The organism is Streptomyces sp. NPDC033845, from assembly GCF_055576225.1.
In genome coordinates this window covers 236,171-248,931 of record NZ_JBVIRI010000003.1, presented here as the reverse complement: position 1 = coordinate 248,931, position 12,761 = coordinate 236,171, and the positions used below count along the sequence as shown (strand labels likewise).

Here is a 12,761-nt window from a genome sequence, read left to right as displayed (position 1 = left end):
GGCCGGGGCGGGCCGGGCCGGGCCGGGTCGGTCAGGCCGAGGTGCGTTTGCGCGGGGTGGTCTTCTTCGGAGCGGCCGTGGTCTTCTTGGCCGCGGCCGTCTTCGAGGTGGTCTTCTTCGCCGCGGCCGAGGCGGTGGTCTTCTTCGCCGCCGCCGCGGTCGACTTCTTGCCGCCCACGGCCTTGGGCGCACCCGCCGCCGCCCGCTTCGCGCCACCGCCACCGCCCCCGGCGGTGCTCTTCCGGGCCCCGGTGCCCGCACCGGCCGCCTTCGCCGCCCCGCGCCCCGCGCCCTTCGGCGCGGTGGCCGGCGCCGACCGCTCCGTATCCTCCTGACCGGCGTCCGCCCGGCGCGCGGCCCGCTTGCGCCCGATCGGCGTCACCTCGGCCGACGCCCCGGAGCCGCCATCGGCAGAGGTGCCAGCGGCGCCGGAGGCGCCGGCGGCCTCGCCGCGCGATTCCTTCGCCGCCCGTACGCTCCGCTCCAGCGCCGCCATCAGGTCGATCACCTGGCCGCTCGGCTCGGCCGCCCCGTCGGCCGGCAGTTCCGGTTCGATCCCGGCGCCCGCCGCCGCCTTCGCCGCCAGCATCGACTCGACCGCCTCGCGGTAGTCGTCGTGCAGCGAGGCGACCTCCACCTCGCCCAGCGTCGCCATCAGCGCGTCCGCCAGATCGAGCTCGGCGTCCCGCACCGTCACCTTGGTTTCCGGGGCGACCCCTTCGGGTGCCCGGATCTCGTCCGGCCACAGCAGCCCGTGCATGGCGATCACCTCGCCGACCACCCGCAGCATGCCGAGCCGCTCCCGTCCGCGCAGTGCGAACTTGGCGATGGCCACCTTCTCGCTCCGTTTCAGCGCCTCCCGCAGCAGGGTGTACGGCTTGGCGGCCGGCACCCCGTTCGCCGCCAGGTAGTACGCGGCGTCCATCTGCAGCGGATCGATCTCGGAGGCCGGCACGAAGGACACGATCTCGATCGTCTTCGCGGTGGGCAGCGGCAACTGCGCCAGGTCCTCGTCCGTGATCGGCAGGATGGTGCCGTCGGCCTCCTCGTACCCCTTGCCGATGTCGGCCGCCGCCACCTCCTCCCCGTCGAGCTCGCACACCTTCCGGTAGCGGACCCGGCCGCCGTCCGCCAGATGGATCTGACGGAAGGAGATCGAATGGTTCTCGGTGGCGTTCACCAGTTTGATCGGAATGCTGACCAAACCGAAGGAGATCGCACCGTTCCAGATGGATCGCACGGTTCCTCCTTATTCGTGGCAGTCTCATCGTATGACGCCGATCACATCGGTGGAGGGGCGTCGCCTGACCCTCACCAATCTCGACAAGGTCCTCTATCCGGAGACCGGCTTCACCAAGGGCGAGGTGCTGCACTACTACGCCACGGTCGCGGACCCGCTGCTCAGCCATGTCCACGACCGCCCGGTGTCCTTCCTCCGTTATCCCGACGGCCCGGAGGGCCAGCTGTTCTTCACCAAGAACCCGCCGCCCGGCACACCCGAATGGGTGAGGAGGGCCCGGGTGCCCCGGAGCACCGCCCAGCGGGCCGAGCAGCTGGTCCTCGCCGACCTCCCCAGCCTGATCTGGGCGGCCAACCTGGTCGTGGAACTGCACACCCCGCAGTGGCCCGCCGACACCCCCGGGATCGCCGACCGGCTGGTCCTCGACCTGGACCCCGGCGCCCCCGCCACCGTCGTCGAATGCTGCGCCGCCGCGCTCTGGCTCCGCGACCGGCTGGCCGCCGACGGCCTCCAGGCGTACGCCAAGACCTCCGGCTCCAAGGGACTGCACCTGGCCGCCGCCCTGGAACCCACCCCCTCCGAACAGGTTTCGGCGTACGCCAAGCTGCTCGCCCAGGAGGCGGAAGCGGAACTCCCCGCCCTGGTCGTGCACCGGATGGCCAAGGCCCTGCGCCCCGGCAAGGTCTTCGTGGACCACAGCCAGAACGCCGCCGCCAAGACCACCGCCGCCCCCTACACCCTGCGCGCCCGCACCCGCCCGACCGTCTCCACCCCGGTCTCCTGGGCCGAGGTGGAGGCCTGCGCCCGCCCCGAGCAGCTGGTCTTCCTCGCCGAGCACATCCCGCCGAGACTGGCCCGCCACGGCGACCTGTTCGCCCCGCTCACCGATCCCGCCGGGGCCCGCCCCCTGCCCGGCACCGGTCGCCGGGAAACCAGGCCCCCGAGATGATCCGGGTCGCCCTCGCCACCGCCGTACGGACCCTGCCCCGCGGGCCCGGACTCGCCTACGAGCCCAAGTTCGACGGCCACCGGCTGGTCATCAGCCGCACCCCCGCCGAGGTGGTGCTCCAGGCCCGCTCCGGCCGGATCGTCACCTCCGCCTTCCCCGACCTCGCGGCCGCCGCCCGGCAGCTCCCGGCCGACACCGTGCTCGACGGGGAGGTGGTGATCTGGCACGCCGGCCGCACCGACTTCGCCCTCGTACAGCGCCGGGCCGCCGCCGCGACCGGCGCCCGCGCCGCCCTCCTCGCCCGCACCCTGCCCGCCTCGTACGCCGCCTTCGACGTCCTCTCGCTCGCCGGACTGGACCTCACCGGCCGCCCCTACGAACGCCGCCGCTCCCTCCTCGTCGACCTGCTGCTCCCGCTGGGCCCGCCGCTCCAGCCGGTCCCCATGACCACCGACCCCGACCTGGCCGCCACCTGGTACGAGACCCTGCCCGCCAGCGGGATCGAGGGCCTGGTCATCAAACGGCTCGACCAGCCCTACCCGGCCGGCCGGCGCGCCTGGCAGAAGCTCCGGCACACCGACACCCTGGACGCCGCCGTGATCGGCTGGACCGGCCCGGCCCGCCGCCCGGTCGCCCTGGTCCTGGTGCTGCCCGGCGACGAGGACGAGGCCCCCCTGGTCTCCAGCCCGCTCCCGCCCGCCCTGAGCACCGAGGTGGCGGCCGCCCTGGCCGCCCGGGCCCCCGCCACCAGGGCCGCCGGCGGCACCGTCACCGCCATCGGCCTCGGCGAGGTCCCCTACCGGCTGATCGACCCGCCCCTCTCCGCGGAGGTCCGCCACACCAGCACCCGCCACCCGCCCCCCGAGATCCTCCGCCTCCGCACCGACCCGTGACCCCAGCCGCCTGCCCCCCGCCGCCTGCCCCCTCGGCTGTGCGGACGGCTCGGCTGTGCGGACGGCTCGGCTGTGCGGACGGCAGAAAGGGGCCGGTACGGAGCGCCCCCGATGCGCTTCCGTACCGGCCCCTGCCCGAGTACCTGTACCCCGGTGACGGTCCGGCCCCGCCCGCCCTACACCGGGCGGACGGTCCCGCCGGTCGCCGGCGGCTGCGGCTTCCGCCAGCTGCCACCGGGATGCCCGGATTCCCGCTGCTCCCGGACCTCGTCCGGATGGCTGGAGGTGGTGGAACCGAAGTTCCCGTATCCCTGCATCTCGTGCGGCCGCAGGCCGCTCTGGGGGAATGTGACGTGGTCCCGCTCCTCGCGGACCTCGTAGACGGCCCCGCCCTCGGGCAGGTGCGGCTGGCTTTCGGCTGTCGGGGGAGAGGGCTCCTCGTCCCGGACCTTGCGGCCCAGCCAGAACATGGCCACCAGGAATCCGGCCACGGCGATTCCGGCGATGAGGAACCAGGCGATGTCGCTCACGATCGGGTCCATAACCCCGGTGTACCCGCCAGTACCCTCGGCATGCACAAACCACCCCAAATCTTCCCAAACCCCTTGGGTCCGCCGGGCCCCCAAGGCCCCCTGGGCCCGCCGGGCCCCAAGGCCGGAAGGGCCCGCCGGGCTCCAGGCCCCGCTGGGCTCCGAAGCCCGCAGGGCCCGCTGGGCCCCCAAGCCCCTGGGCCCGCCGGGCCCTCAAACCCCTGGGCCTGCCGAGCCCCCATGCACCCAGGGCCCGCAGGGCCCCGATGTCAGCAGGGGCCGCCGGCCCCGAAGCCCGCAGAGGCCGCCGGGCCCCAAGGCCTCCAGGGGCCGCCGGGCCCATGGCCCCCAGGGCCCGCCGGGCCCCAAAGCCCGCAGGGGGCCGCCGGCCCCCGAAGTCAGCAGGGGGGCCGCCGGGCCCAAGGCCTCCAGGGCCCGCCGGGTCTCGAAGCCCGTAGGGGCGCCGGGCTCCAAAGCCTGCAGGGGTCGCCGGCCCAGAACCCCGCAGAAGCCGCCGGCCCCAAGGCCTCAGGGGCCGCCGGGCCCCATAGCCTGCGGGGCCGCCAGGCCCCCGAAGCCCGCAGGGCCCGCCGGGTCTCGAAGCCCCGAGGGCCCGCCGGGCCCCATCGCCTCCAGGGGCCGCCGGGCCCCGAAGCCCGCGAGGCCCGCCGGGCGGCACCGAAGCCCGCGAGGCCCGCCGGGCGGCCCCGAGGGTCTCAGGGGTTGATCGGGCCGTCCGTGTCCCGCATGGAACCGGCGCCGCCACCGGCGCCCCGGCCCCCGCCCGCGCCCCGGCCGTCGGCACCGGACCGGCCGCCCCCGCCGCCCCCAGAGCGGCCGCCCAGCACACCGAGGATCTCCGCACAGATCGCCAGGGCCGTCTCCGCGGGCGTACGCGCTCCCAGGTCCAGCCCGATCGGGCCGTGCACCCGCGCCAGCGCCGCCTCGCCGACCCCCGCCGCGAGCAGCCCCTCCCGCCGCCGGGCCGTGGTCTTGCGGGAGCCGAGCGCCCCGACGTACGGCACACCCTCCGCCAGTGCGAACCGCAGCACCGGAACATCGAACTCCGGCTCATGGGTCAGCACCACCAGACAGGCCGCGTCCCGGTGTTCGGCCAGCTCCTTCTCCGCCGCCGCGGCCTCCGCCACCTCCACGGCCTCCCACCCGAGCAGCCGGGCCTGCCGGGCGATGATCCCCGCCAGCTCGCCGCCCCCGCAGATCACCAGGTGCGGCGCCGACGGGAACGCCTCGACCAGCACCAGCCCGGACTGCCCGTACAGCGCGTCCCGACCGGCCCGGTGCGTCCCCAGCAGTTCCGCGGCCCGCCGCTCCGCATCCGTGGCCGGCGCGTCCACCGCCCGTACGACGGCGCTCTCCGCCCGGTCCGCCGCCTCGTTCAGCCGGGTCACCAGGGCCACCCCGGCCCCCTGGCCGAGCAGCTCCCACCACTCGGCCGGCACCGAGGCCAGCGGCTGCAACAGCACCTCGGCCCGTCCGCCGCAGGTCAGCCGGGTCCCCGCGGCCTCCGCCGAGCCGACCGACACCTCGCACACCCGCGCCGTCGCCCCGGCCGCCACCGCACCGGCCTCGGCGACCAGCTCGGCATCGAAGACCCCCTGGTAGAGGGAGCCCACGCATTCCCCGCGCGGATCCACCAACAGCGCCCCGGCCGGTTCCCGGGGCCCGAAGCCCTGCTCGGTGACGGCCCGCGCCAGGTACCCGCTCCGCCCCTCCGCCAGCCACCGCCGCGCCGTTCCCGCCAGCTCACGCATCTGCCCGGTCACCTCTCCCAAGACCATCCGGAGCCCCATGGCGCCAGGTCCCCGGCGCGAGCGGCCTCTTCCGAAAATCCTAGGCACCCCACCACCGGCCCGACCAACCCCCGAAACCCCCGGGAACCCCCGCCCCCACTCGTACGATCCGCCGCAAACCGGCCGCAGGGGAATCTGCCAGGAGTAACTCCGCCCGCTGTGGGGGGAGATGTAAGGTGCCTGGCACAGTGCCCGGTTCGGGTGGGTGAAGGGGGCCGGAGTGCTCGACGAGACCTTGACGGCGTTGGCCGCCGCGGGCGGCGGCGCGGTGGTGCAGGCGGCCGGTACGGAACTGTGGGCCGCCTTCAGCGGCGGTGTGGCCAGACTCTTCGGCCGGGGCGACGCCCGGACCGCCGAGGTGACCCTCACCCGCCTCGACCGGACGGCGGCCGCCCTCGAATCGGCCGCCGCGGACGACACCGAGCGGGTGCGGACGGGCGAGGAGTCGTCCTGGCGCACCCGCTTCCAGGACCTGCTGGACGAGCTGCCCGCCGCGGAACGCGAACAGGCCGTCGCCGAGCTGCGCGCACTGGTCGACTCGACCGGCCGCGGCGGCGGCGCGACGGCGGGCGACCGCGGTCTCGCCGTCGGCGGGAACCTGACCGTACGGGCCGACGGCGGCTCGGCTGCCGCCGGAGTCATCAACGGGGGCGTGCACCTGGGAACCCCTCACCGGCCGGGTCCGGCCCAGGGCTGACCGCACCCGGCACCAACCCCCCGCGCGCCCCGCATGCCGCCGGCGCCCCGCACGTCCCCGAGCCCCCGTACGTCCACGGCGCACAGCACGTCCCCGAGCCCCCGTACGTCCACGGCGCATCGCACGTCCCCGAGCCCCCGTATGTCCACGGCGCACCGCAGGTGCTCGGCGCCGCGGTGGCCATCGCCCAACACGGCTCCGTGGCCGTCGTCCACGCCGACCGGGTGATCCACCAGGCCGCCCCGCGCACCGAACCGTCCTGGCCCCAGCTGATCGGCGTCATCCCCGGCCAGGTCAACTCCTTCCAGCACCGCCAGGTCGCGGACGCCCTCGAAGCGGCCGTGGACGAGGCCGGGACCGCCGTACTGCGGCAGCCCCGGGTGCTGTCCGGCACCGGGGGAGTGGGCAAGACCCAGCTGGCCGCCCACTACGCCCGGCGCCGCTTCGGCTCCGGCCGGCTGGACCTCCTGGTCTGGGTCACCGCGAGCAACCGGGACTCGATCGTCTCCATGTACGCGCGGGCCGGCAGCCGGCTGGCCGACGCCGACGGCAGCGACCCCGAACAGGCCGCCCAGCAGTTCATGACCTGGCTGGAGACCACCGGCCGGCCGTGGCTGGTCGTCCTGGACGACCTCGCCGACCCGAACGACCTGAAGGGACTGTGGCCGCCCCGCTGCCCGGCGGGCCGCGTCGTCATCACCACCCGCCGCCGGGACGCCGCCCTGACCCGCCGGGGACGCCTCGTACAGGTCGGCCTCTTCACCCCCGGCGAGGCCACCGCCTACCTCACCTCCACGCTCGCCGCCCACGGCCGGCGGGACGATCCGGAGCAGATCTCCGGACTCGCCCGGGACCTCGGCTTCCTGCCGCTGGCCCTGGCCCAGGCCGCCGCCTATCTGATCGACCGCGACCTGGACTGCGCCGCCTACCGCCGGCGCTGGGCCGACCGCCGCCGCACCCTCGCCGAGGTCCTCCCCGAGGACGGGGCCCTGCCGGACGACCAGCGGAAGACCGTCGCCGCCACCTGGTCGCTGTCCGTCGAGCTCGCCGACCAGCTGGCACCCGCGGGCCTGTCCCGCCCCATGCTGCGGCTGGCCGGCATGCTCGACCCCAACGGCATCCCCGCCGCCGTCCTGACCAGCGCCCCCGCCCTGGAGTACCTGACCTCCCAGCGGGTCGGGCCACCGGAGGACCCCGCGCACGTACGGCCGGCGGACGGCGGCCCGGTGAGCGAGGAGGACGCCCACGACGCCCTCTACTGCCTGCACCGGCTGAACCTCGTCGACGTCGACCGCGAGGCCTCCGACCGGGTCGTCCGCGTCCACGGCCTGATCCAGCGGGCCACCCGCGACGAACTGGACCCCGCCGAGTCCGTCCGCGCCGTACGGGCGGCCGGCCAGGCCCTCTGCGAGGTCTGGCCGCAGATGGACACGCCGGCCAGCGGCGGGACCCTGCGGGCGAACGCGGACGCCCTGCACGCCCATGCCGGGGACCGGCTGTGGACGGCCGGGGCCCACCCCGCCCTGTTCCAGGCCGCGAAGAGCCTCCGGAAGGCCGGACTCCTCCTCTCCTGCCTCACCTACTGGAACCAGCTGGGCAAGGCCGCCCGCAAGCACCTCGGCGCCGACCACCCCGACACCCTCGCCGCCCGCCACATCCAGGCCGACCTGCGCGGACAGTCGGGCGACCGGGAGGGCGCCGTGGTGGCCGCCGAGGACCTCTACGAGGACCGGCTCCGGGTCCTCGGCCCCGACCACCCCGACACCCTCGGCTCCCGCGCCCAGATCACCCAGATGCGGGAGGCGGCCGGCGACCGGGCGGGCGCCGTGGTGGCCGCCGAGGACCTGCACGAGGACCGGCTCCGGGTCCTCGGCCCGGAACACCCGGAAACCCTCGCCGTCCGCTTCCGCATCACCCAGCTGCTCGCCGCCGCCGGAGACTGGGAACGCGCCTCGGCATCGGCCGAGAACCTGTTCCGCGACCGCCTGCGGACCCTGGGCCCCGACCATCCCGACACCCTTGCCACCCGCGGCTACATCGCCCAGCTGCGCGCGGACTCCGGCGACTGGGAGGGCGCCTCGGCGGCTGCCGGGGAACTCCTCGCCGACCGGATCCGGGTCCTGGGCCCCGACCACTCCGACACCTTCGCCACCCGCGCCCAGATCGCCCACCTGCGCGGGGACTCCGGCGACTGGGAGGGCGCCGTGACCGCCGCCGAGGACCTGTACGAGGACCGCCTCCGGGTCCTCGGCCCCGACCACCCCGACACCCTCGCCACCCTCGTCCAGATCACCTACTGCCTCGGCAGGACCGGCGACCGTACGGGCGCCCTGGCGGCCGCCGAGCGCCTCCTCGCCGACCGGCTGCGGGTCCTGGGCCCCGACCACCCCGACACCTTCGCCGCCCGCGGCCAGCTCGCCGAACGACGCGGACTGGCCGGCGACCTGGCGGGCGCCCTGGCCGTCGCCGAACAACTCCTCGCCGAACGGCTGCGGGTCCTGGGCCCCGACCACCTCGACACCCTCGCCGCCCGCGGCCAGGTCGCCGAACGGCGCGCCCAGACCGGCGACCGCGTCGGAGCCCTGGTGGCGGCCGAGGAACTCCTCGCCGACCGGCTGCGGGTCCTCGGCCCCGACCACGCGGGCACCCTGGCCACCCGCGCCCAGGTCGTCGGACGGCTGGAACAGGCCGGCGACTGGGCCCGCGCCCTGGTGGTCGCCGAGGAACTCCTCACCGACCGGCTCCGGGTCTCCGGCCCCGACCATCCCGACACCTTCGCCGCCCGCAGGAACGCCGCCTTCCTGAAGCGGCAGTTCGACGACCGGGCGAACGCCCTGGCGGAGGCCGAGGACCTGCTCCGGGACCGTCTGCGGACCCTGGGCCCCGACCACCCCGACACCCTCGCCGCCCGAGCCCAGACCATCGAACGCCTGGGACACACGGGCGACCGGACGGCCGCCCTGGCGGCAGCCGAACGCCTCCTCGCCGACCGCCTCCGGGTCTTCGGCCCCGACCACCCCGACACCCTCTCCGCCCGCTGGCAGGCGGCCAACTGGCGCGGCCGGAACGGCGACCTGACCGGCGCCCTGACCTCCTCCGACCACCTCCTCGCCGACCGCCTCCGGTTCCTCGGCCCCGACCACCCGGACACCCTCGCCTCCCGAGGCCAACTGGCCCACTGGCGAGGCCAGTCCGGCGATCTCGCGGGCGCCCTGACCGCCGCCCGGCAACTCCTCGCCGACCGTCTCCGCCTCTACGGCCCCGACCACCCCGACACCCTCTCCGCCCGCTGGCAGGCGGCCAACTGGCGCGGCCGGAACGGCGACCTGACCGGCGCCGTGACAGCAGCCGAGGACCTCCTCGCCGACCGCCTCCGCGTCTCCGGCCCCGACCACCCCGACACCCTCGCCACCCGCGCCCAGGTGGTCCACTGGCGCGGCAAGAACGGCGACCTGCCCGGCGCCCTGGCCGAAGCCGAACAACTCCTCACCGACCGCCTGCGCGTCCTGGGCCCCGACCACCCCGACACCCTCGCCACCCGCCGCCAGACCGCCCGCCTCCGCAACAGGATCCGCAAATCCGCCAAGGCCCACCGCCGCCGCGACGAAACCCGCACCCCCACCCGACGGACCACGACCGCCGGCCCCCGAAGCCACTTCACCCTCACCTGGACCACCGCCACCGGCACCCCCCAGTCCATGGGCCCCTTCCCCTACGCCGCCCTGGCCGAACAAGCCGCCGAATGGGCCCGCAAAGGCGGCGCCACCCAAACCCGAATAACCGAAACCCCCCACCCCTCCTGACCGAGGCGGCGGCGGAGCATCGGCTTCGCCCCGCCGTCCTGGCGGCGCCTCAGGAGGCCGGGCCCGGGCGCGTGGGCCGCGGGTACGCGTGAGGCGCCGCGGGCCGCGACGCCCTCGTGGCTGCACATACGCCAAGACCCCGTCCTCAGCGAACTCGCTGATGGCGGGGTCTTCGGGCACTTCTTGCGAAGTGCCCCCGGCAGGATTCGAACCTGCGCACACGGCTCCGGAGGCCCCGTGCTTCTCCCAGGTCTCTGCTGCTCAAGCGACTGCGAACCCGGCCAATGGGGCTCCACGTCCACGTATAGGCCGCAGCCAGCGGGAGCCCTATTCAGTTGATCTACGGCCTGCTCAGAGCCGCCTTCCCTGCGCGAGACAGCCGCGGTGAGGGGGAGCAGTGCTTCGATCTGGGCGCTCGCGACCATGATGCTGCCCGGACAGGCCGCAGTTGTACAGGGTCAAAGCGCGATCGCCACGATGCGCAGGTCGCAACCGCACTAGGTGGGCCGGGACAGGCCCCTCTGGTCGGCTTGCCACTTACCGGCCTCGGCCTCAGGATCTTCCTGGAGACTTGGCAAGCCCCTCCCACGCCCGTCTGGAGACACCTAGACGACTGCTACTCGTTAGCGGTCCGTGAGGTGCCTCTGTCGGACCCAAGCCGTATGGTCGACTGCATGGCGGCGCTAGGGACGCAATCGGGACACGGTCGCCTGCCGGCATCGTGGAGTGGCAGGCTGAGCCGTTCATGTCTGCAGCTACATAGTCGCTCTGCCCGATCTTCAAGAACCTCCTGCCCCAAAGATCAGAAAACGGACGCCCCCCGCCCCTTGGTGTCGCTACGCTCGCGGCGGGGGAAGACTCTTGGGCACGCGGGAGGATGGATGGCGCCTGGGGCGCAGGGGCGGAAGTATGGCGTCGGCTACTTTGACGTTGCCCACCACGGAGCACGCATCGATACGTCTTCTGGCGGCGTTGGCCATCTCCGACTCAATGCGTACGCTCGGAAAAATACAGCAGATCGCCCATTTGGAGTGGCGAACGATTTTATATCTAGTTCGCTGGGTATCGCGGCTGGGCTTCCTGTTGCTCCGGGAACTCTAATCGGCGTTTATGGTGGCGAATACAATTACGCCTCGCTTGCATTCGGCGACCGTGGGGATAAACCCCCTCCCATTATTCCTCCTAAATTTTGCGCGGAGAGGTCGTGGGAAGCGTGCGGAATTCTCGCATTTGATCAGTGGATATACAACACTGATCGGCATGATGGAAATATCGGACACCTGCCTGGCGTTGCTGTAGGCCTATTTGACCATGATCTATCGCTAATGAATCGAGCCAAGACTGCCGAGGATGCGGTGCGATTCCTAGCTGATTGCCGTGATCTTCCTGTCGACTCACATTTCCTGACGAGTCATGTTGTCGACGTGTCGCATTTCAGCGAGTGGTTTGAGCGTATCGGATCCGTTACCAGGCGTGAGATTCGTCGCGTAGTGCAGACCGCCTATTCGGCCGATCTGCTCACGGTGGAACTGCGAGATGCGGTAGTGGCTTTTATTGAGTATCGGCAGAGAAGTGTCCGCTCTTTCATTGAGCAAACCCGAGGAAAGTACACGAGCGTATCGGACTGGACTCTCGATTTGGAGGAGGCGGACGGTGCAAGCTAACTGGTTCCTCGTTAAATACGTACCCGACCCATTTCGCGATGAGCCTCAGAACATCGGTGTCGTGGTCGAGCGTAACGGGCGAGGCGTGGTTCGCTTTCTTGGCCAGGTCAACGGCGGATTCGATGGGCGTCGAGTGAAGGGCGTTGTGCGTAGTCCGCAAACCATGCGCGCCTGGATCGATTACGTCGATTACCACCTGAGCAGTGGGACGTTTGTCGAGCAAGTGCAGCGGCTCTCTAAGCGCGCCGGCCAGAACTATCGAATCGATTTCCGTGGATCTGTCGATGTCCCTGTATCGAACCCAGATCTCGCAGTGATCGCCGATGACCTATTTTCCGAGCTGGTGGGAGACTCGGCCGCTGCGAGCCCGGTGACTATCGATGAACTCGCGAACGATCTTCTATTTCGGAGGCTTTCCGTTCCGAAGGATCATAAAATTGAGCGTGATGTGAATTATCGTGTAAAACTTCGAGGAGAATCCTACGATCTAGGGTTCGACTATCGATACGAAGGCAGTAGGACCATGCTGCTGGATAAAGTCTCACTCTCCGCTGCGCCCAAGACGGTGGGTCGCTCGGTGCACGATCTCCTGTTTCGCATCGAACACGTCGGAAAAGCGGCAAGCAGAGAGACTTCGTTTGTTACGCTCTACGACCTTGGGAAGGGTGGTCTAACCGAACCTGTGGAGCGGCATTTGAAGGCTATCGAACGGTACTCCCATACGGTTGATCTCAGGGATGACTCCGCTGCAGAGGCTGTCGCTGAGCAATTGGGGGTTCCGCTTCTGCAGACCGCGTGACCTGCGGAGCTTTACGGTCAGCCTCGCTGTCATCCCGTCTGCCGTCGACCCACACGGAGTGATAGCGGGGCAGGCTTCTGGGGCCCAGGTGGAGCGCCCCACTGGACGAACGACCTGGGCCCCAGAAGCCTGGTCTGCTATGGCTTGCCTGGGTCGACGGTAGACGGGATGACAGCTCCCCACCCCCACCACAAACCGGCCCGCACCCGCCCGACAAGCCCCGGTCATCCCGGAGCCTGAGCGCCCCCGCCGGAGGCATGTCTTTGAGCGGCTGGTGATGGAGGACCTTGGCCCCGTGCTCAGGCCTTGGTGGCTCGGCGCCTTCCGCTCGGGCCTGCGTCAGGGCTACGCCTACTGGTGCTCGGCGGCGTCGTG

General features: G+C 72.5%; 9 protein-coding genes. 6 read left to right on the top strand and 3 right to left on the bottom strand.

The window, feature by feature from the left end; translation table 11 throughout:
- Positions 1-31 precede the first annotated feature (31 nt).
- Entirely contained in the window at positions 32-1,240 is a 1,209-nt protein-coding gene (gene ku / locus ACZ50K_RS08165; RefSeq protein ID WP_468899044.1) for a non-homologous end joining protein Ku, read from the bottom strand.
- A 31-nt stretch (positions 1,241-1,271) separates the two neighbouring features.
- Here ku and ligD point away from each other — a divergent pair, with 31 nt between their 5' ends.
- Complete coding sequence (gene ligD, locus ACZ50K_RS08160) at positions 1,272-2,189, top strand: non-homologous end-joining DNA ligase (protein ID WP_468899042.1); 918 nt, start codon at positions 1,272-1,274, stop codon at positions 2,187-2,189.
- Positions 2,186-3,082, top strand: a complete 897-nt coding sequence (locus ACZ50K_RS08155) for an ATP-dependent DNA ligase (protein WP_468899040.1) — start codon at positions 2,186-2,188, stop codon at positions 3,080-3,082. Before ligD ends, ACZ50K_RS08155 begins: the two co-directional genes overlap by 4 nt.
- 176 nt (positions 3,083-3,258) lie before the next feature.
- On the opposite strand, the gene ACZ50K_RS08150 is transcribed toward ACZ50K_RS08155, so the two are convergent.
- Complete coding sequence (locus tag ACZ50K_RS08150) at positions 3,259-3,624, bottom strand: DUF6479 family protein (protein WP_468899037.1); 366 nt, start codon at positions 3,622-3,624, stop codon at positions 3,259-3,261.
- A 704-nt stretch (positions 3,625-4,328) separates the two neighbouring features.
- Positions 4,329-5,384, bottom strand: coding sequence for an XdhC family protein (locus ACZ50K_RS08145; protein WP_468899035.1), 1,056 nt, complete (start codon positions 5,382-5,384; stop codon positions 4,329-4,331).
- A 259-nt stretch (positions 5,385-5,643) separates the two neighbouring features.
- Between ACZ50K_RS08145 and ACZ50K_RS08140 the strand changes: the two genes are divergently transcribed.
- From ACZ50K_RS08140 to ACZ50K_RS08125, 4 genes are all read left to right on the top strand, one after another.
- Positions 5,644-6,120, top strand: coding sequence for a hypothetical protein (locus ACZ50K_RS08140; protein ID WP_468899032.1), 477 nt, complete (start codon positions 5,644-5,646; stop codon positions 6,118-6,120).
- Positions 6,121-6,296: 176 nt separating this feature from the next.
- Positions 6,297-9,923 (top strand): tetratricopeptide repeat protein, encoded by a 3,627-nt coding sequence (locus tag ACZ50K_RS08135; RefSeq protein WP_468899029.1) that lies wholly within the window; start codon positions 6,297-6,299, stop codon positions 9,921-9,923.
- Between the two features lie 881 nt (positions 9,924-10,804).
- Positions 10,805-11,587 carry a hypothetical protein gene (locus ACZ50K_RS08130; RefSeq protein WP_468899026.1) on the top strand — a complete coding sequence of 261 codons (783 nt, stop codon included), beginning with the start codon at positions 10,805-10,807 and terminating at the stop codon, positions 11,585-11,587.
- Complete coding sequence (locus ACZ50K_RS08125) at positions 11,577-12,386, top strand: hypothetical protein (RefSeq protein WP_468899024.1); 810 nt, start codon at positions 11,577-11,579, stop codon at positions 12,384-12,386. Before ACZ50K_RS08130 ends, ACZ50K_RS08125 begins: the two co-directional genes overlap by 11 nt.
- Positions 12,387-12,761: the final 375 nt, after the last annotated feature.

Coding starts and splice junctions, on each gene's coding strand:
- ligD (WP_468899042.1), top strand. CDS start 1,272: ATGACGCCGATCACATCGGTGGAGGGGCGTCGCCTGACCCTCACCAAT.
- ACZ50K_RS08155 (WP_468899040.1), top strand. CDS start 2,186: ATGATCCGGGTCGCCCTCGCCACCGCCGTACGGACCCTGCCCCGCGGG.
- ACZ50K_RS08150 (WP_468899037.1), bottom strand. CDS start 3,624: ATGGACCCGATCGTGAGCGACATCGCCTGGTTCCTCATCGCCGGAATC.
- ACZ50K_RS08145 (WP_468899035.1), bottom strand. CDS start 5,384: ATGCGTGAGCTGGCGGGAACGGCGCGGCGGTGGCTGGCGGAGGGGCGG.
- ACZ50K_RS08130 (WP_468899026.1), top strand. CDS start 10,805: ATGGCGCCTGGGGCGCAGGGGCGGAAGTATGGCGTCGGCTACTTTGAC.